Consider the following 18,903-nt stretch of genomic DNA (forward strand, 5'->3'; position numbering starts at 1 on the left):
ATTTCTCAACCATACCTACATCACCAAATCACTCAAATCAATCTCTTCCCCGGTCCTCAACTGATCTCTCATAAGTGTGATCTTCCTATCGATTTTCTCAAGGCTTTCCAGATGCGTTTTCTCATCATCTGTGGTCTTCAGGAGTTTTGAGATTCCACCATTCTTAATGACAATACGCTGGTCAGCCGACAGTGCAAGAAGCGGGTCATGAGTGCTGATAAGGACGATCTTGTTATTACTTACCAGAAGTTCAAGGGATTTTACTTTGTCAACACCGGCATTCTCTATTTCATCTATAAGTACAACGGATGCAGGGCTTAGAAGTGCTGTGTCTGCTATCATCAGTGCTCTTGACTGTCCTCCTGAGAGTTCGGTAACCGGCGTTTCCATGCTGAAAGGTTCGCCTGCAAGGATATTTGCAGTATCGTATATCTTCCGGACAATGTGGGAAACCTCATCAACCATACGGCTTTCAGCATGCAATGTCAAAAAATCCTCTACACTGAGATCCATGACGAAATTCATGTTCTGGGAAAGTTGTGCAATGAAGCGTCCTTCAGTTGAGAAACGTTCCTCATCACCGGGAGAGCGACCATCGATCAGTATTCGTCTTCCTGTAGGTGTATCTTCCTGTGCCAGGGATTCAATATCAGCAAGCAGACGGGATTTACCTGACCCTGTGGGACCGACAATTGCTGTTACCTCTCCTTTTTTCAATTCAACTGAAAAAGTCTCTTTTTCTCCGTTCTTATTTTTTCCGGGAAGAACTTTCAGGGAATTAACAGTGAATCCACTATCCTGCTGAAGAGCCCTGACCTGTTCAATGAACAGGAAGAATCCATCAATAAAAGTGTTATAACTGCCTCCGTTCTCCTCGAAATAGTTCTCACCAAGAATCGTTCCAAGTTCTTCCAGCTTGCTGTCACCAAGTTTTTCAGGGTCAATGGAGAACGAAGAGAAGTAATCCTCTATCCATGGCATCATTTCCATAAGCTCATTTATTGTCTTGTGAAGCATATCTGTCCTCATTCAGGTACTCTCCTTCTAATCTTCTCCTCTGAAATTCACAAGTTTTGAAACACCTATTTGCCTGTCATCACCAATCTTTCTCTCTCCAAGACAATATGAACACAGGGCTCCAGGCATTGTAAATCTGAGCGTTTCACCCTGGAGAGTTTCAACTGAAGAGCATTGCTCCACTATTTTTGCAAGGTAGAAACTACCCTGTCCTGTAACACCATTGATATGAACGATCATTCCTCCGGGATTGACCTGCCTGACCCTGTACGCAAACACCTCACGTTCGGCCTGGGATACGATATCTCCTTTGGTAATGACAACAATGTCAGCAAGCTTTAACATCGGTCCAATCTTTTTCGGTGTGTTAACACCACTCAGGTTATCAATGACACAGATAGCCAGGATGTCCTTGATATGCGGTGAACAACGGTTACAGAGACCGGCACTCTCTGTAATGAGGAAATCGAATTGTTTCTCCTTGGCCCAGCTAAGAGCTTCCTCTATATTGCTGACAAAGAAATGATCTGGACAGAGTCCTCCTGAAAGGCCGGTCCTGACCTGAATACTGTAAGCAGAATAGACTTCTTCGTCCTGGGCCGACAGGCAGTCAAATTTAACCACACCTACCTTGAAGCCTTTGTTCCTGAGCTCTTCAATGGTTTTGACAATTACACTGGTTTTTCCAGACGATGGAGGACCTGCTACCGTAACAAGTCTCAAACGACACCTCCGGTTGTCATGAACTGCTTGTTGAATATCTCTGCTATGTCCTTTTTCAGAGCACCGATATCATTATTCAGCAGGAAATCCCATCCGAGCCAGTAAAGTGAATCGACATCTTCGAGCTTGTTATTAACTTCTGGATTTGTTGTGGGGAAGTATGCATTTGCAGATATTTTACCGAACTCCACTCCACAGAGGAAATCTGTGATTTCCTTAACTCTTTCAGTTGCATCCTTTTTAACCAGCATCTGTACAGGACTTACGATGGCTCCTTGTGAAGGTATTGTTATTGTTACACGGGATTTGTCCTTGATCTTCCGGGTAAAAAAATGTGGCATGATGAAAATTGGAGGCACATCATCCTTCTTGCTGTCTATCATTTTTACCATCTGGGATGGGTGTAGTCCCATATATACTGATGATGCGAGTTTTTTGATACCCTCATTACCGTACATCTGGTAGAAAGGAAGTAATACTCCGTTACAGAAAAAGCCTTTCTGTCCTCTCATAACAACCTTGTTCCTGAAATCATCTTTCAGGATATCTCCCCATGAATCTGGTTTTGATTGTCCTTCCATGAGTTCATCTATTGTAACCAGTACGAGAAGGTTTCCGGAGAGCATGGTAAACTGACCCTGCGGATCTGCAAAATCAATTTCTGCAAAATCACCGTTCATGGGCGATGAACCAAGATCAACGAAATATTCATGTTTGAGGAAATTCTCCTGGAAGGGTTTGTGGTAGAAACTGTTAATGTCCGAACTGATGATTATGTCCGGTAGTTCTTCTATGGATGTGACCGAATCCATATATGCATAATATGAAAGCTCATGATTGACATTGCCTTCCACAAGAGAATGGAGCACATTACCGGTCTGTTTGCTGTATCCAGCCGAAAATGCATCAAGTGCCCTGTTAAAAGGCATCTTCATTCCACATGGTAAAAGCGCAAGGAGTGTTAGCTCCTTTTGCCTTTCAGGAGAATCAGCAAGTGTGAAATCCCCTCTTGATTCATTGTCTGTCACTGCCTGATTAAGAAGTTCAATGAACGATTCCTTATTTATCGATACCATTGAAAGGGCAGTTTTTAATTTAAGCAGAGGTCCGAGCTTTTCGAGAACTTCCTTGTTTTCAAATTTCTCCATTCCATGCTGTTTGAATAGTTTCAGTAAAAAGGGATATTCGTTCAAAATCTGGTATACACTCATAGTTTCGTCAATTTTCTTCATATAATTCCTTTCCCTGCTACTCTTGGTGTTTTATTGATATTTTTTGTTCGTACAGCCTGGCTTTCTCTGGTCTGTTTTTAATTCTCAGGTATCAAAATAGCAATAACAACATATAAGTATTATCATCTAAGAAATCTATTTCCTATTAAATATGGATTAGTAAAAAGTTAGTACGTTAACTGGGGAACATTTGTAGAAATGTACCTCATAATAATGATATATTAATTTGTGGATATATTTATGTAGTATTGAAAACAACTGGTTTTCAGTCAACAAACACAAAATAAAAACGTATATAATGTAAGATGTAGATTTCTTAGTCTCATTTCTTTCCCTCAGACCATATCCGAAAGGATGATATAATTCTACATCTTATAATAAAGGTAGAAGTGGAGTATGAGCCAGTTGATTGTGTTTGTTGATGGGTTATTGTCTTTTTACTACCAACTTTGATGTATCTCATGAGGTATTCCAGGAGACAAAGTCTCTCTTTTCAAGCCCCAATTTCATATTAACTTCTAACTAAAAATACTTGCATTATGCAATTTTTAAATTTTTCCATGTTATTATTTCAGAATGTATATATAGTACAGAAGCCAATATTGTAATGGTGAGTCCTTAATGAAAAGCAGCACTTATATCGAAATCAAAAAAGGTCTTTTGATATTTCTGGTATATTTTTCTTTAATGATCTTACTGGGACTCATGTCACAATGGACCAGTTTTATCTGATATATGACCTTCAGGAAATTACTTCATTTTCATTGTCCTGTTAATCGTCAAGTCCTTTCCGACCAAAAATGTAATTAGCTACACGCAAAGCATCCTTATCCCCTGTCTCTTTTCCTTCATCATCACTAAGTTTCACAACAGGTATGTTGTTCACACTATGGAGCTTTATTACCATGTTCAAAGGCGGACTTTCACGGAAGAACTCATGATTATTGGTAAGACTGGTCCCTATTCCAAAAATGCTGTTTATTCGTCCTTCGCACATTTTCTTTATCTCTATGGCATTAGCAGCAGAAAGTGAATCACTGAATACCACAACTTTACTCAGCGGATCAATGCCCATTTTCTTATAATGCGTAATAACCCTGTCTGCAAACACAAGCGGGTCACCGCTGTCATGACGTACTCCATCGTACAGCTTGGAAAGTTTCAGGTTGAAATTCCTGAAAAAAGGCTCTGAACCAAAAGTGTCTGAAAGTGCGATACCAAGATTGCCTTTATAAACATCTACCCACTTCTCAAGTGCAAAAAGATTGGCATTACGCATGCCGATTAGTGCTGAATTACCCATTATCCATTCATGTCCGATGGTTCCTGTGGGTTTAACCCCGTATTTTTTTGCAAGATAGACATTGCTTGTTCCTGAAAAGGCTTTGCATTTATGTAACACCCTGACAGCAACATCATGTATCTCAGAACTGCGCCTTCTGCGGGTTCCGAATTCCGAAAAACTGCAATTGTTCTGTTCAAGCTGCACGCCTATTTTTTCCATTAGCTTGCCGTAATCTTTCAGCAGCTCATGGTAACCTTTTCCTGTATTTTTATCATAGTTTTTCCAGTCCGTTTCGATCATATCAAAATACAACTCTGAAATGGTTGCCATGAGGGTTATCTCCCAGAGAATACTGCTGTGCCAGGGCCCTTTTACAACAAGATCAAGGTCATTTTCCTCATTCAGTGATACGCTCACTTCAGAAGGATCAAAACGGTAGTTTTTGAGATACTCAACGTAACTGGGTTTAAAATAGGGGCATTCTTCCCTGAGCCACCTGTATTCATCATCTGTGAGCTGAAGTAAGGGTATATCTTCTTTGATTATTCTTTTAAGTTCTTCCACAAACTCAGGTGTGAAACGCTGTTTTCCCCTGTTAGTGAATCGATATTCTGCAGAGGCTTGGGGGAATAACTCAAGAACTGCCATCTGCATGGTCAGTTTGTAAAGATCGTTGTCCAGTATTGAGCAAATCAAGTTGATTCATCCCTTTAAGTGTGTAATAAGTAATCGCTGCAAAGCTGCTAACTAGCCTACACTCTCCATCTATATATCATGTTTGATTGTGTTCACTTCATTTCTTCATTATTTCTTCAAGAATAATCCATAATTCCAGACGGTACATATTAATATAGTTTCCTAATAGTATTATGTACTATCCAAAAGGGAAGTATCAATCTTGAGCAGCAATATAATCAGTAGTGGAGAAATTGCCAAAGACAACATCTATCTGGAAGAGTTCAGGAGTCTAAGGTCTGAGATCAAATCCCTGAAAAAAGATGTCAACAGGGCACTTGAGATTTCAGGTCACAGGCATGCCGATGCCCTTTTCATGGAAATGAAAGGCGGCCTCTCCAGACCACTGGTCCAATACATGATGGCTGACACAAAAGAAAGCCTTAATATGGGTTTTGATAATGAATGCGATAAAGGTGCTTTTTGCAAACTTTCTTTTTCCGGTCTCCTACAGGAGATGGCGCTTCTTTTGCTGGAGAATAAGGTTAATGAGGACTCATTGGCTGAATTCAGGAACAGGTTCAATGAGCTAAAAGAAAAAGCAGCTTTTGAAAATTGTGATTCATGCATTGAAACTGCCTCTCAAATCTTCGATAAACAAATGGACCTCATACGCTCGTTCAATGTCTCAGCCTCAGAAGAACAATCATCTATGGGTACCATAGATATAAAAGAAGTATCGGATGATATAGTAAGCCAGATATGTGAGCCCCTTGCCAATAAACAACGTCTTGCCATACTCCGTTTGCTGAACTTCTCAACCCGGAGTTTTTCAGACATATCAAAAAGTACAGGTTTAAGAGGCGGCAATCTTCTGTTCCATATTCAAAAACTTCTTGACACAGGCCTGATACTCCAGAGAAGTGAACGTGGAGATTATATGATAACAAGAAAAGGCCACATGACACTAAAAGGAATGGCTGAGCTTATTGAGAAGCTCAACAGTATTTAGCTAAGTTATTTTTAGCTTCAATCGCACTCCTTCCATTTTGTGTAAATTGCCATAACTTCCTGAGCCTTTTCTTTTCCAAGCTTTTCAGCTATTATTTCAAGAACAATAGTCATATAATGGGGTTGAACGCATCCGAGGCTTTCTTCCCCGGTCTTTATAAGTGACAGAAGATATTCCAGGTCGTCAGTATCAAGAGCAGATATTCTGTTCCTGAAATCATCTTCATTTTTCGCATAGTGATTTGAAAGGGGAGGAAGTATTGACCTGTATGGTGCCTTTGATCCTGCACATTCCAGTCCCTCACATTCCGGAGCTACCTTTTTCAATACTGCTATGTCTTTTGGGGAAAGTTCTCTTGCCATGGTAATTACCTGATAGTTTTTTAATTGTGTTTTGATATGTATTTACAGAACACCTTTGAAATAATGTCCCTGATCATACTCCTCATCGATGGTGTTCTTCAATTTGATCTGTTTTCCTTCAAGTGCCCTTCTGAAATTGCGTGTAATATCTTTTACATTATCTCTGCCGTAGAGGGAAAGATCAAGTCTCAGCACATCTGCACCTGTTTCTGTTAACTTATCAATATTGTCCATCAGATCCAGAACAGTAGAATTGTAAATGAGAGTACGCTCATTTCTTCTTTTGACCGGGAACGAACCCTTGGTATTGTCAATAAGCAACACTTCACTATTCTCATTGATCGTACCGTCTTTGAAAAGTGGTCCCAGCAGGTCGTTCTTTGTCTCAAGAAGAAGTTCACGTCCGTAAACCATGATTTCCACCTGAATATCAGGATTTATATTCCTGCAAACACTTTTTGTTTCCTTAAGATTGAGTTCAGTTGAAAGGGTAACGCGATAAGCTCCTGAATTGCTAAATGCATTCAAGGTCCATGCATTGAAAGGATTGAACTCTTTCTGTGCTACAAATTCAGTTCCAAGTTCATTTGCAAGCTGGATAGTTCCGTAATTGGAACATGCAACTTTGAATCCTGCACCAATAACCTTTTGCATCAATCTTTTAACTTCAGGCATTTCTTCTTCAAAACTGATTGCCGGTGTCATTAAAACCAGTTCGATGTTCTTCTCTTTCAGTCCGGTTGTTCTGAGGATATTTTCCTCGTTCATCATTTCATCAAAGAGCCTGATGGGAGCATAAATTATGTCAGCACCGAATTTGGATGCAGCAATGACCGAGTCTATATCTGCAACTTCAACACTCAGCAGTGGCAAGTTCTTTTTTTTTCTTTTCTTTTTGTGGCTGAGATCAGCTGAAACATCAGGACATGGACGGTTACGTCCATGCATCTGGAACCTGGATTCGAAAAGCTCGTCAACAGCTTCTCTTCTGGTACTGGAAAGCACTCCGAGTGGAATAAAGATATTGTCATCAATATCCAGAATTATATCTTCTGCGTGGAAAGTTGTATCACCGAGTTTGGCAAGAGTTGTTATTATTTGTTCTCTGTCGGTAGGAGCTTTCTTAGCTTCCTCCACAACGTAATCTCCGATTGCTTCAGTTTTCAGATTGTAGCTTTCAACTTCGACCTTCAGTTTTTCTCCTTTACGTGCATGGATGGTTATAGTAAGAGGAGTTGTCATTAACTCCATGTTCTGCAACCTTTCAAGCATCTGCGGGTCCATGGACACGTATACTTCGTCAGATTTCCTTACAGATTTGCTTGTTTTGGGACTTATCAGCAGGGTTGCTGTTTCGCCTTTATGTGCGATTTCCACGGGCTTATCATCAACAAGAATTCCATCTATCCGGCAGCCGATTATCCTGATCTTCGTGTTTATGCTGATCCCGTCATTAACTTTGATATCCTGCTCCGGTACAATAGTAAGTCTTCCTTCTTCTCTGGATTTGACAATGTCTGTCACTTTTCCAAGATAGGCTCCGTAATTTGCGCTGTATTTTCGCTGGGTTACGTCTTTCTCACCAAGTACAAAACCTCTGGTAAATCCCCGATAGAACAATTTTGCAAGCTCAGTTTCCATTTCCTCCAGTTCTTCATCACTGAAGTTCTCTCCTGTTTTGCAAATCTTTTCGGCAACAGCTTTGTAGGTTCTGGCACTTGCTGTTACATATTCGGGTTTTTTCATCCTGCCTTCGATCTTAAGACTTTTAACACCGGTCTTTATTATGTCTGCAAGACCCGGGAAGGTGCAAAGTTCTGCACAGCTTATTGGGTACTCCCCGACGATCTCACTGTCAATTATCTCACCATCAATTGACATTTTATAAGGTCTTCTGCATGGCTGGAAACATGCTCCACGGTTTGCGCTCCTGTCTGTGATCGCTGTACTGAAAAGACATCTTCCTGAAAATGAATAACAAAGAGCACCATGAACAAACAATTCAATTTCAATGTTCGTCCTGTCAATTATACTTTTGACCTGGTCTGTTGTAAGCTCCCTTGAGAGAATGACCCTTGAAGCTCCTGCGTTGCCAATGAAATCAACTCCCTGTGGATTGTGAATTGTCATCTGAGTGCTTGCATGCAGTGGCAGGTCAGGGAAGTGTTTTTTCAAAAGGAAGAAAAGTCCGAGGTCCTCGAGAATAATAGCATCTATCTTATAAGAATAGGCTTTGTGAACAACATCAATAGCCGATTGCATCTCATCCTGCTTCAGGGGAATATTCAGCGCCAGGAAAACCTTGACTCCGTATGAATGTGCAAGTTCTATGTTCTCCCTGAGCTCGTCAATTTCAAAATTCTTAGCACCCTGACGTGCGTTGAACTCTCCCACGCCAAGATAAACGGCATCAGCTCCACCTTTAATAGCAGCTCTCAAAGCGTCAGGATCACCGGCGGGGGCCAGTACTTCCGGTGGTGTGCATTCTGAATAGGTCTTAATGTACATGCAGATCGTTAGGTTTTATGGATTGTTCCTGTAATTTATTCTGATTCAATAACAGTCCCTTTTCCTACGAGCAGATTATATGAATCATTTGCTTCATTGTATTTGACAAGCACATTGTATATTTTGATTATACTTCCATATCGGGCTTTTGTAAGGGCTTCATTATGCTCAGAAAGGTTGTGCGATGGGATCACAGCATAAACTGCCTTTTTAGAAGTTCCGTCACATATCCTGTAAAGTTTATATTTTTCATCCCCGAGATCTTCTGACATAACCGAGCATGCTACATTGATGTGCTTTTTGTTATGCTTCGAGATATGTGATAAACGGGCAAACTTTGATTTTGCAGGAAACTCCATAAAGTGCTTTGCAAGCTTGTCCTTTCTAAGTATGACATAGGAATATTTGATGTCAGTATTAATGTAGCGATATGGTTCGTCACACTGGGAAAGCGCTTCCATTAGTCTTGTAGGCTTTATGTCCTTTTTATGTTCAAAACTCCAGCAATCTTTAAGAGTACATTCTCCTGACCACAGGAATGTGCATGGACTGTATATCTTCAAGCCTTTTTTCTTTAGTTCGATACTAAGTCTGCGCATCCCTGTTGAATTTACTTTGTCAGCAGGTTCTATTATAATGATACTGCCATTTTCTGTAAGTTTTTCAGACATTTTTATGATAAGCTCGGTCTTTTCCCGGAGATTCAGGTCTTTGACCTCGTTGAGAACATTGGAAAAAACCATGAGATCTATTTTATCAGGTAAGTTTTCAATATCGAGCTTTGAGATGTCGTTTCGGATTGGTTCTTCCACAGTAACATTTGATTTGAATGAAGCATACTCCGGAACCAGGAAATTGTAGGCTTCTATATTTTCATCGAATATTTCAACAGAATGTATTTCAGCTCTGTAATCTTCGAGCCGGTTATAAATATCAATAATAGCCAGGGGTATAGTGCCGGGACCACTACCGACATCAAGTATTTTTATGCGGGTCTTGAGCAGACCGTCCTTTGCCATTTCATAGAATAAATACTGGAATTGCACGAAATACACAGGAAACTGGTATGCCAGATAGCCAAGTATGCTGTACCCTTTTTCATAGCTGATCTTCCTGCCACTGCCTTCTTTCCAGTAACTGTTTTTCTGCACTCTTATGGCTTTTCTTATTTTTTCAAGTATCTGCGGATCATCCCATTCTTTACTGGTCTTCTTCTCAATGTATTTCTCAATGAGGCGCTCAAGTTTTCTGGACACAGCAGGAGACTTAAAGAAAAGGTCATTTTTCCTCATATCCTCCTCGCTCAGATTCATTTGTTTTCCGGATGGTGAACGAAGAATACGGTAATCATCTTTTTCTTCTATAATGTCGACACCAAGATCAAAATGCAGAGGTCTGATAGCTCTGTAGATCTCCCGGACCGAAGCCTCTTCTTTCAGATAATTTTTCAATTCCGATAACATGAATTCCTTTTTCATACGTGAAACATACTTGAATGTGGATATGATCTCCCTGTCTGACATTATGAGTTCATAGCTTGTTCCCCATGATAAATATGGTGATTGATAGTTGATTAATAGGTGATTGATAAGTGATTGATGGATAATTTTGATTGATTGATTGATTGATACTTTACTGAAATTATATGTATTCGAGTTGTATTACCTCATTAGCTTCTATATATTATGCTATAGGCGTGAGTTTTAAATAGTATATGGTTGTAATCAAATTCAGTTGTCTTAAAACAATTAAATTGGATTATATCCAAAAATCATGGCAACCATTATTGAGAAGGTCTCTTTGGACGAGAGATAAATTATCAACAAAGGATTGTTTAAATGAAATCTGAAAAACCAATGTTCCAGAAAATACTGGATAGGGCACGGGAATCTATCTTGAATTTCGATAGTAACGAGGCTGAATCTGCCGTCAGGGAAGCGGTTGATGCCGGCATGGATCCTGTCGATCTTATTGAACTTGGATTTATTGAAGGAATGAAAGAAATGGGTGACAGATATGAGAAGGGTGACATCCCTCTTTTGCATATATTCGCCGCCTCCAGAATAATGGAAAAGGGTATTTCCCTTCTCAAATGCTGTGCAAATGAAAAACAATTCGACCTGAAAATGTTCGGTAATATAGCCATGAGTGCATAAGGCAGAACTCCGATCCTGCCTTATGCTCAAATTTATTTTGATTTATTCGGACTGAAATATTTATTAGTGATAAACATCCATTTTTTATTATGGGAAGTTCTTCCATAGACGAAAGTCTTCTGATGCGAAAGTCGGACATACTGATAGCTGACGGAAACTATGAAGAGGCTATATCATGTCTTGATATGATCCTTGAAGAAAAACCGGATGCTGAAGAAGCCCTTTCCATGAAAGGTCTTGCTTATTGTCTTAAAGGTGATTACGAAAAGGGAATTGATCTACTGGAAGAAGCTCTGTCTATTGATCCATTCTCTAAAAAGGTTCTTATCACTTTTGCAGATGCATATTTGCACGCATCAATGCCTGAGAAGTCACTGGAAATACTTGATATGGCAATAAGCTATTATCCTGATGACGATGGTTTTCTCATGTTGAAAGCTACTATAATAGGAGCTTTGAACAACAGAAAGTTAAATTCGTTTTTCAACTGAGTCCTCAACTTATTCAAATCATCAGTTATTTATGCAAACCCTTTCTATTTATTTACATGAGCTGGTATGTAATAGATGCGGTTGACAGGGCTATTGAAAGAACACGTACATGTCTTTTTGAGCCTTTAGATTTCATGAAATGGCTGAAACTTGCAATTATAGTTCTTTTTATTGGTGGAATAGGAAGTTTCAACAGTGGAGGAAACGGTAGTTCTTTTGATTCATCTTCAGGTAATGCGGATTTCTCCTGGGTTCCCAATGGTTTTACAGATTTTATGAGTGATTTTGCTCACAATTTATCTTCATATTCCGAAATGGCTTTAATACTGGGTATTTTAGCAATCATTTTTGTACTAGTTATTATTTTGGGGTACATAGGCAGCGTAATGGAATTCGTGTTTGTTGAATCTCTGGTAAGTAACAATGTCAGAGTGCGTAAATATTTCAAAAAATATATGGGTAAAGGTCTATCACTTTATATCCTGCGCCTTGTGTTGATGGTATTAGTTCTTTTAACTATGGCTATAGTGGCGTTACCTTTCATATTTGTGATAGGGGAAAGCGGATTCGATTCTGGAGGAGCATTGGCGATAATTGGCATGATCTTTGGGTTCATTACCGCAGTTGTTCTACTTGTCATTGTTTTAGGGATCTTAGGTTCTTTCATTAACATGGCAATTCCCGTATCCATGTATCCTAACTCCGGTATCTTATCTGCACTTGGAGGCGTTTTCAGACAATTCAGAACTGATTGGAAACAAGTAATTATTTACTGGATAGGACGCGCTGTTCTGGGACTTGTTGTTGCTATTATTGCAGGTATTTTGTCTCTTATAATACTCGTGATATTGCTGTTAGTTTTGGGACTGATCGATCTGGCATTTTACTTTATTCTCAAAGCAATATTGCCTGAACTGTTGTTATGGTCACTTGTAGTAGCAGTGTTGGTAGTGCAGATTTTGCTACTTATCTTCGTGTCAGCTATGATCAGTATGCCATTTTCCGTTTTCATGAAATACCACATGCTGGGCTTTATGGAAAAATGGTATAATCTCAAAATGCCAATGTTTGACGAGCAACAGGTCTTTTACGCTATCAGTACAGGACAGTTGTCTGAAGGGACAATAAAATCCGATGAATAATTTCATACAAGGATGGCAACAATATTTGCCATCAACTATTTTTCTATTATTTCTTTCTATTATTTATCCCGGTTTACCGGATAACTGATATTCTTTTCCAGCCTTGTTGGTGATATGAAAAAGGTTATACTTGCCTCTGCATCACAAAGACGAAGTGAACTGCTTAACATGCTTATTGGTCCGGTTTTTGAGGTAGTTATCAGTTCATATGATGAAAAAACAATCGCTGATCTAACTCCTGCAGATCTGGTTATGTATCATTCCAGGGAAAAAGCCGCAGATGTTGCAGGAAAAATGGAGGAAGGAATTATTATTTCTGCCGATACTGTTGTTGTTTATGATGGGGATGTAATGGGGAAACCTGTCGATGCTGCAGATGCCGCAAAGATGCTTAAGAAGATGCGTGGGAAAAAAATACAGGCAATTTCCGGAATAACTGTGATGGATGTTGCTACCGGGAAACAGATAACTGAACATGAGGTAACAGACATATGGATGCGTGAAATGTCAGATTCTTTTATCAGAAAATATATCGATACTGGTGAAACTGAAGGAAAAGCCGGTGCGTTTGCAATTCAGGGAAAAGGTGCAATCCTGGTTGAAAGGAGCGAAGGTGATTTTTATAATGTTGTCGGACTTCCGCTTTTCAGATTGTCAAAAATGCTTGAGAAATTCGGGATTAATGTTTTAGATAACAATTGCTACTAAAACTAAATTATACGTTGAAAACTAACTAAATGATGCGGGAAACAAAATCATTCAATAAAAAAGTAAAAGAGAGCCAATCTTAATGATCAGCAATCTTTTTTCCAGCGTCTCAGAATTCCCATTGCACAGAGAATGGCCACAACAAACAGTGGTGTCTCAAATCCAGGACTCTCTTCTTCTGTAGTTTCCTCAACTGATTCTTCTTCTTCTTCAGCAGGCATTTCTTCTGCTATGGGGGAGGAAGACTCAACAAGTGAGTATGTTGTAGGAGTTTCCAGTTTAAGGTCATGCAGTTTTATCGAAGACGTTGTTTGTGCACTGGAAGTGACTTCGCCATCCACAATAACATCCACATTGAAACTGTAAGACTTATCTGCTGGAACTGTCATTCTGACAGTAGCTCTTGTTTTCTGACTCTGCTCCAGGTTGGATGCAATCGCACTGCCTGTGTATCTTGTATAATCGTCTACAATTGCAGTAACAACAACCGTTATTTTATTCGCTTCTTCTCCCTGATTATAAAGTCCAGGTGAAGCTTCGAATATAATATCTTCTCCATAGTTCGTTGCCTGAATGGTTTCTATCATAAGGTCAGTAAGTATTACATTTGGTACTTCTTCTGTAACTTCACTTACCAGTCTTACATGGGTTGAAGATTCATCTACAAGACTGCCATCCTCAAAAAGCTCGATAAGTACAATTTTGTCACCGTCTCCTGCCACATTGAAAGAAATGGTCTTGTATGATTGTTCATTTGCTTTCAGGTAGCCAACACTTTCTTCATGTTCAGCTATGATCAGATTTGTAGATGGATCCTTTGCTTTCACTTTAAGGGAAAGTGAACCGGTGTCAGTGTTCAATGGGTTCTGTATATAAGCTGTCACTTTAAGTTCGAACTCTTCATTGGCCGGTGTGGACATCACATCCATATTGGTGATTCTCGGGTGTGGCGTCTCTTCAATTACATCCTGATTAATGCATCCGCTGGATACACAAAAAACAAAAATGGAAAAGAAAAGCAGAAGGTTCATAACTTTCATGTTATCGCCTACAGCTTAACTGTTAGTATCAGTGTCTGCTCATCTACGACATGATCGTCGTACATAAGTTTTACATATACATCCGTTTCCCCGTTAGGAGCATCATCTTTCACCGGTATCTGAATACCCTTGGTGTATGATGTTCCGCTTCTGGCCATGGATTCATTAATATTCATTGAAGCATCTTCAGCGATGAGTTCATTGTCTACATCAAATACAACTGTAAGTAGACCTGCTGGTATTGTGCTCTGTCCGTGATTTTTCACAGAGAAACTAATAGTTGCATTTTCCCCTTTCTTAAGTTCCCAGGTTTCGGCTGATGTTGTACGCAGTGAGTCCATATCCTCGACAAATCCAAGGAACTGTAGCTTTACATCAGGAATTATGGTAACATTAACAGGTACGGATTTAGTATTGGTGATCTGTTTTCCTTCCTCATCCATTCCTGAAAGATAACTTACTGTGACTGCAGAATCGTTAACATCTGTGTCAAATGCAGGTGCTGTGATCTTTGCATTCAGGGCTGAAGACTGTGCAGTAGTTTCTTTTCCTGCTATATTCACAGATCCTGTTCCTGAAACTGTTAATGGAATGAAACTCGATACCGTTACGGAGTCAATTGCTTGTGTGTCATTGTTCGTTACTACAAGCGATATGTCCTGATCCTGGAATTCTTTAACAACCACAGGACTGATGCTGACAAAAACATTGTCAGTACTTACCGGATCAGCAGTTTGCGTAGTATCCGTACATCCTGATACCAGCACAATGGCCAGTATGGACATCGCTATAATCATCTTTCGGACTAGTTCTGTCATATATAAGTACCTCACTTTTGAAAGTACTTAAAAGTTTAAATAGGCTTTGATATTTTTTTGTAGTGATATATTAATTTTTAATTAAAAATAAGCTGTAAGTACCTGTTGTTCTAAAAAGTTCAATAATTCATCTTCACTCATTCCAGATGTTACAATTACAGAACGTTCCCTGAATTAATTTCATATGCTCTGGACTCATATACACATAAACAGCTACGATTTGAGGTTTCCATATGTCTGGTATTACTGCAAAAGAACGTTTTATTCGTTGTCTTGAAGGGAAAGAGGTAGATAAGGTTCCTGTTTGCTCTGTAACACAAACAGGAGTAGTGGAACTCATGGAAATAACAGGTGCTAAATGGCCACAGGCTCACTACGATCCAGAAAGCATGGCAACCCTTGCAATTGCAGGTAATGAGGTTGCCGGCCTTGAAGCAGTGAGATTTCCGTTCTGCACTACTGTGATAGCTGAGACACTGGGTTGCACTTTCAATGAAGGGTCCATTGATACTCAACCATATCAACTTGATTTTCCATGTAAAACCAAGGAAGACGCAGAGGAATTTTTACTTCCCGATAGCCTGGCTGACAGCAGACGAATAAGTATCATGCTCAAAGCTGCGGAGATAATTAAAAACAAATCTCAGGAAGATATTCCAGTTATTGCCGGAATGATCGGACCTGCTTCAATTGCATTTTATTTATGTGGTGCAAAGAATTATCTGCGCTGGTGTATAACCGAACCGCAACTTCTTAAGCGTCTGATTAAACTAGGAACAGAAGTGTGTGTTGAATATGCGAATCTGCTTTTTGAAAGGGGAGTTGACGCCGTTGTGATAATAGATTCCGAAGCAGGCCCAGACCTTTTACCACCACCACTTTTCAGTGAACTTGTATTTCCGGAATATCGGTCTCTGACCGCCAACATGAAAGGACACAGCATCCTCCATATTTGCGGTGATGCAACAGATATAATGGATCAGATGGCTGATTCAGGCTTTGGAGGACTTAGCATTGAAGAGAGAACCGATCTTTCATATGCAAAAAGCATTGTTTCTGGCAGAGCATGTCTTATAGGCAATGTTTCACCTGCAGCGACTTTATTAAGCAAGCCTGCAGACCAGATCAAAAAAGAGGCAAAGCAATGCATCAGGGATGGTGCAGGAATACTTGCACCGGGCTGTGGAATTGCTCCAAGAACACCAGTTGATAACATAAAGGCTTTTGTAGCTTCCAGGGATGAATATTATCAGGAAGTATCTACCAGGTGACTCTGTGATTTTGACTTAATTTGCGAATATTAATTTTTATTTGATGAAAAATACATCAAATAATTTTTGTATTTTCCCAAATCATAAATGATGCTTTTATGTATTTTATAAAAACTTAATATATATAATCACGTGTTGTTTTTTTTAGAAACTATTAATTTTCGCAGCTGCGCATGCTTATTTCAACACAACAAGAATCTGCTGGAAAAATATATCCAGCTCTATTTTTACAACATTACTTTTATATAGATAGTATTTATATAATACTGTGTGCAAGTGTGTAACATAATACCACATTAAATGCAGAAACAAGAATTTTATCATATTTAAATAAAAGAGATAGGGATGCGATCATTTGAATTTCAAAAACATTACAATTAACAGGAAGATCATTGCTATTGCATTGATCCTTACAATACTGCCAATGACGGCAGTTGGTATTTTTGCCTACGATCAAACTGCAAATGCAATCAGGGAACAACTGCATGAAAGACTGGATGAGCAGGTTGCCATGGAAAAGCAATATGTTGAAGCTATTTTTACTATAGCTCAGGAAAATCTGGTTTCAAGTGCGGGTGTTGCTGATGAAGTGTTTTACTCTCATGGTGATCCGTCAGTATCTGATGGAGAAATGGTCCTTGGTAGTGATTATGTTGTAAATGGAGATAACACTATAGTTGATAGTGTTAAAAAACAAACCGGAAGTGAGGTTTCCATATTCCAGGTACAGAATGGCTATGCAACAAGGATAGCTACAACAACTACAAATTCCGATGGCAGTCGTGCCCTGGGATCAAGGATTTCCGATGAAGTTTACAATACAGTAGTTACTAATGGCAACATATTTAGTGGACGTGCCAATGTTCTTGGTGAATACTTCATGGCTTACTACAAGCCTATTAAGGATTTGAATGGAGATACTATAGGTATTCTTTCAATAGGTATACCTGAAGAAGTTTACCGTGTTCAGATAAAGGAACAGATGTCTACAATCACTTTTGGTGAAACCGGCTACATGTATGTAATGGATTCAAACGGTGATGTAATTATTCATCCAAGTGTTGAGGGAGATAACCTTCTTGAGAATGATTTTGCTAAAACAATAGTGGCAAACAAAGAAGGAAGACTCAATTATATGTGGAACGGACGTGAAAAATCAATAAGTTATACTTATTATCCTGAAAAGGACTGGATAATTGCTTCAGGAACTTATGTTGATGAGTTCGAAGCACCTGTAAGAGCTATCAGGAATGGTCTTGTTGCAGCAATTCTTGTATTTGCAATACTTGGTTCAGCAGCTGCTTTCCTTGTTGCCAGATCCATATCAGGTGGAATTCAGGGTATTGTTGCAGACTTTAAACAGATCTCAGATGATGCTCTTGAAGGTAAGATCAATACTAGAGCTGAAACGGATGTGGATGTTGACTTTACAGCAATCCCTGCCGGCCTGAATGAGATATTGAATTCGCTCACTTCGGTAATAGATGTTGTGAGAAACAGTGCGGATAATGTAGCATCTACTGCTGAGGAGATGTCAGCTTCAATCGAGGAGATGACAGCAGCTTCCGCTGAAGTTACAGATACGGTCAATGAGATTGCCAGAGGATCACAGGAGCAGTCTTCAAGGGCAGATGATGTGGCAAAGACAATGAATGATATGACAATGAGTGTTCAGGATATTGCTAATAGTGCTCAGCAGGCAGCTGAAGCAGCAACTGCTGCAAGGGACTTTATCTCTAACGTAGGTGTTCAGTCAAAAGATATGCTTGACCAGATGGATGCAATCAAGAGCGCCACCAATAACTCATCAGATGTCATTAAGGATCTTGAAGCCAAATCAAACCAGATCGGAGAAATTGTGGATATTATCACAAGTATTGCCGATCAGACCAACCTGCTGGCTCTTAATGCTGCCATTGAAGCTGCAAGAGCAGGAGAACACGGACGTGGGTTTGCTGTTGTTGCAGATGAGGTAAGGAAACTTGCCGAGAATTCAGGAACCGCAGCTGCACAGATCGCAGAACTACTTAATGATATCAAGAGTGGAACTCATGAAGCAGTATCATCCATGGATACCGGTTCACAGACTGTTGAAGATGGCGTTGTGGCTCTCACAGGAACTGTGGAAGCTGTTCAGAAAATCGTTGAGGAAAGTAACAGGATTGCTCAGATGGCAGAGAATATCGCTGCTGCTGCAGAAGAACAGTCTGCTTCTATTGAAGAGGTTACTGCAACGGTTGATGAGGTCGCATCCATTTCACAGGAAGCTGCTGCAGGTACAGAAGAAACATCTGCATCCATGGAACAGCAAAGTGCTACAGTAACTGAAATATCAAAAAGCTCCCAGGTACTTGCTCAGATGGCTTCCGAGATGCAGGAACTTGTTGGAAAGTACGTGACAGAATAAATTCTGTAGTTAATATGAGGGTCGCATCCCTCTCCTTTTTTTAATAATTTTTTCTT

16 protein-coding genes are annotated in these 18,903 nt (G+C 39.6%); 7 read left to right on the plus strand and 9 right to left on the minus strand.

What is annotated here, in order from left to right:
* Positions 1–15: 15 nt before the first annotated feature.
* The 4 genes from J2746_RS03035 to pncB all read right to left on the minus strand — a co-directional run bounded on the left by J2746_RS03035 (position 16) and on the right by pncB (position 4,953).
* Positions 16–1,029 (minus strand): ATP-binding cassette domain-containing protein, encoded by a 1,014-nt coding sequence (locus tag J2746_RS03035; RefSeq protein WP_209616054.1) that lies wholly within the window; start codon positions 1,027–1,029, stop codon positions 16–18.
* 15 nt (positions 1,030–1,044) lie between these two features.
* Positions 1,045–1,740 carry a GTP-binding protein gene (locus J2746_RS03040; protein WP_209616056.1) on the minus strand — a complete coding sequence of 232 codons (696 nt, stop codon included), beginning with the start codon at positions 1,738–1,740 and terminating at the stop codon, positions 1,045–1,047.
* On the minus strand, positions 1,737–2,972 hold the full coding sequence (locus J2746_RS03045) for an ABC transporter substrate-binding protein (RefSeq protein WP_209616059.1): 1,236 nt from the start codon (positions 2,970–2,972) through the stop codon (positions 1,737–1,739). The genes J2746_RS03040 and J2746_RS03045 overlap by 4 nt, the downstream gene beginning before the upstream one ends.
* Positions 2,973–3,744: 772 nt before the next feature.
* Positions 3,745–4,953 carry a nicotinate phosphoribosyltransferase gene (gene pncB / locus J2746_RS03050; protein WP_209616061.1) on the minus strand — a complete coding sequence of 403 codons (1,209 nt, stop codon included), beginning with the start codon at positions 4,951–4,953 and terminating at the stop codon, positions 3,745–3,747.
* Between the two features lie 202 nt (positions 4,954–5,155).
* Between pncB and J2746_RS03055 the strand changes: the two genes are divergently transcribed.
* Positions 5,156–5,944 carry a winged helix-turn-helix domain-containing protein gene (locus J2746_RS03055; RefSeq protein ID WP_209616064.1) on the plus strand — a complete coding sequence of 263 codons (789 nt, stop codon included), beginning with the start codon at positions 5,156–5,158 and terminating at the stop codon, positions 5,942–5,944.
* Positions 5,945–5,961: 17 nt separating this feature from the next.
* Here the strand turns inward: J2746_RS03055 and J2746_RS03060 are convergent, their stop codons facing one another.
* Genes J2746_RS03060 through J2746_RS03070 form a run of 3 tightly spaced genes read right to left on the minus strand, consistent with a single transcriptional unit; the run spans position 5,962 to position 10,337 of the window.
* Positions 5,962–6,306, minus strand: coding sequence for a hypothetical protein (locus J2746_RS03060; RefSeq protein ID WP_209616066.1), 345 nt, complete (start codon positions 6,304–6,306; stop codon positions 5,962–5,964).
* Positions 6,307–6,348: 42 nt separating this feature from the next.
* Entirely contained in the window at positions 6,349–8,814 is a 2,466-nt protein-coding gene (locus J2746_RS03065; protein WP_209616068.1) for a U32 family peptidase, read from the minus strand.
* 35 nt (positions 8,815–8,849) lie between these two features.
* The gene (locus tag J2746_RS03070; protein WP_245249958.1) at positions 8,850–10,337 is read right to left on the minus strand and encodes a small ribosomal subunit Rsm22 family protein; all 1,488 of its coding nucleotides are present in this window, start codon (positions 10,335–10,337) and stop codon (positions 8,850–8,852) included.
* A 315-nt stretch (positions 10,338–10,652) separates the two neighbouring features.
* Here J2746_RS03070 and J2746_RS03075 point away from each other — a divergent pair, with 315 nt between their 5' ends.
* The 4 genes from J2746_RS03075 to J2746_RS03090 all read left to right on the plus strand — a co-directional run bounded on the left by J2746_RS03075 (position 10,653) and on the right by J2746_RS03090 (position 13,311).
* Complete coding sequence (locus J2746_RS03075; protein ID WP_209616071.1) at positions 10,653–10,970, plus strand: cobalamin B12-binding domain-containing protein; 318 nt, start codon at positions 10,653–10,655, stop codon at positions 10,968–10,970.
* Between the two features lie 89 nt (positions 10,971–11,059).
* The gene (locus J2746_RS03080) at positions 11,060–11,461 is read left to right on the plus strand and encodes a tetratricopeptide repeat protein (RefSeq protein ID WP_209616074.1); all 402 of its coding nucleotides are present in this window, start codon (positions 11,060–11,062) and stop codon (positions 11,459–11,461) included.
* 56 nt (positions 11,462–11,517) lie between these two features.
* Positions 11,518–12,603 (plus strand): DUF7544 domain-containing protein, encoded by a 1,086-nt coding sequence (locus tag J2746_RS03085; protein WP_209616077.1) that lies wholly within the window; start codon positions 11,518–11,520, stop codon positions 12,601–12,603.
* A gap of 114 nt (positions 12,604–12,717) precedes the next feature.
* Positions 12,718–13,311, plus strand: a complete 594-nt coding sequence (locus tag J2746_RS03090; RefSeq protein ID WP_209616095.1) for a Maf family nucleotide pyrophosphatase — start codon at positions 12,718–12,720, stop codon at positions 13,309–13,311.
* Between the two features lie 86 nt (positions 13,312–13,397).
* Here J2746_RS03090 and J2746_RS03095 read toward each other — a convergent pair whose 3' ends face one another.
* Both J2746_RS03095 and J2746_RS03100 read right to left on the minus strand, forming a co-directional pair.
* On the minus strand, positions 13,398–14,351 hold the full coding sequence (locus J2746_RS03095; protein WP_209616098.1) for a DUF7490 domain-containing protein: 954 nt from the start codon (positions 14,349–14,351) through the stop codon (positions 13,398–13,400).
* A gap of 8 nt (positions 14,352–14,359) precedes the next feature.
* Positions 14,360–15,169 carry a COG1361 family protein gene (locus J2746_RS03100; protein ID WP_209616102.1) on the minus strand — a complete coding sequence of 270 codons (810 nt, stop codon included), beginning with the start codon at positions 15,167–15,169 and terminating at the stop codon, positions 14,360–14,362.
* A 233-nt stretch (positions 15,170–15,402) separates the two neighbouring features.
* Here J2746_RS03100 and mtaA point away from each other — a divergent pair, with 233 nt between their 5' ends.
* A complete protein-coding gene (gene mtaA, locus J2746_RS03105) occupies positions 15,403–16,440 on the plus strand; it encodes a methylcobamide:CoM methyltransferase MtaA (protein ID WP_209616106.1) in 1,038 nt (345 codons plus the stop codon).
* Positions 16,441–16,795: 355 nt separating this feature from the next.
* Entirely contained in the window at positions 16,796–18,847 is a 2,052-nt protein-coding gene (locus J2746_RS03110) for a methyl-accepting chemotaxis protein (RefSeq protein ID WP_209616111.1), read from the plus strand.
* Positions 18,848–18,903: the final 56 nt, after the last annotated feature.

It is taken from the genome of Methanolobus bombayensis (genome assembly GCF_017873415.1).
In the GTDB taxonomy this organism is placed as follows: Archaea; Halobacteriota; Methanosarcinia; order Methanosarcinales; family Methanosarcinaceae; genus Methanolobus; species Methanolobus bombayensis.

Bases quoted from the DNA above. Each gene is read 5' to 3' on its own strand.
- J2746_RS03095 (WP_209616098.1), bottom strand. From the start codon at position 14,351: ATGAAAGTTATGAACCTTCTGCTTTTCTTTTCCATTTTTGTTTTTTGT.
- J2746_RS03065 (WP_209616068.1), bottom strand. From the start codon at position 8,814: ATGTACATTAAGACCTATTCAGAATGCACACCACCGGAAGTACTGGCC.
- J2746_RS03090 (WP_209616095.1), top strand. From the start codon at position 12,718: ATGAAAAAGGTTATACTTGCCTCTGCATCACAAAGACGAAGTGAACTG.
- mtaA (WP_209616106.1), top strand. From the start codon at position 15,403: ATGTCTGGTATTACTGCAAAAGAACGTTTTATTCGTTGTCTTGAAGGG.
- J2746_RS03035 (WP_209616054.1), bottom strand. From the start codon at position 1,029: ATGAGGACAGATATGCTTCACAAGACAATAAATGAGCTTATGGAAATG.
- J2746_RS03060 (WP_209616066.1), bottom strand. From the start codon at position 6,306: ATGGCAAGAGAACTTTCCCCAAAAGACATAGCAGTATTGAAAAAGGTA.
- J2746_RS03045 (WP_209616059.1), bottom strand. From the start codon at position 2,972: ATGAAGAAAATTGACGAAACTATGAGTGTATACCAGATTTTGAACGAA.
- J2746_RS03085 (WP_209616077.1), top strand. From the start codon at position 11,518: ATGAGCTGGTATGTAATAGATGCGGTTGACAGGGCTATTGAAAGAACA.
- J2746_RS03080 (WP_209616074.1), top strand. From the start codon at position 11,060: ATGGGAAGTTCTTCCATAGACGAAAGTCTTCTGATGCGAAAGTCGGAC.
- J2746_RS03100 (WP_209616102.1), bottom strand. From the start codon at position 15,169: ATGACAGAACTAGTCCGAAAGATGATTATAGCGATGTCCATACTGGCC.
- J2746_RS03075 (WP_209616071.1), top strand. From the start codon at position 10,653: ATGAAATCTGAAAAACCAATGTTCCAGAAAATACTGGATAGGGCACGG.
- J2746_RS03070 (WP_245249958.1), bottom strand. From the start codon at position 10,337: ATGTCAGACAGGGAGATCATATCCACATTCAAGTATGTTTCACGTATG.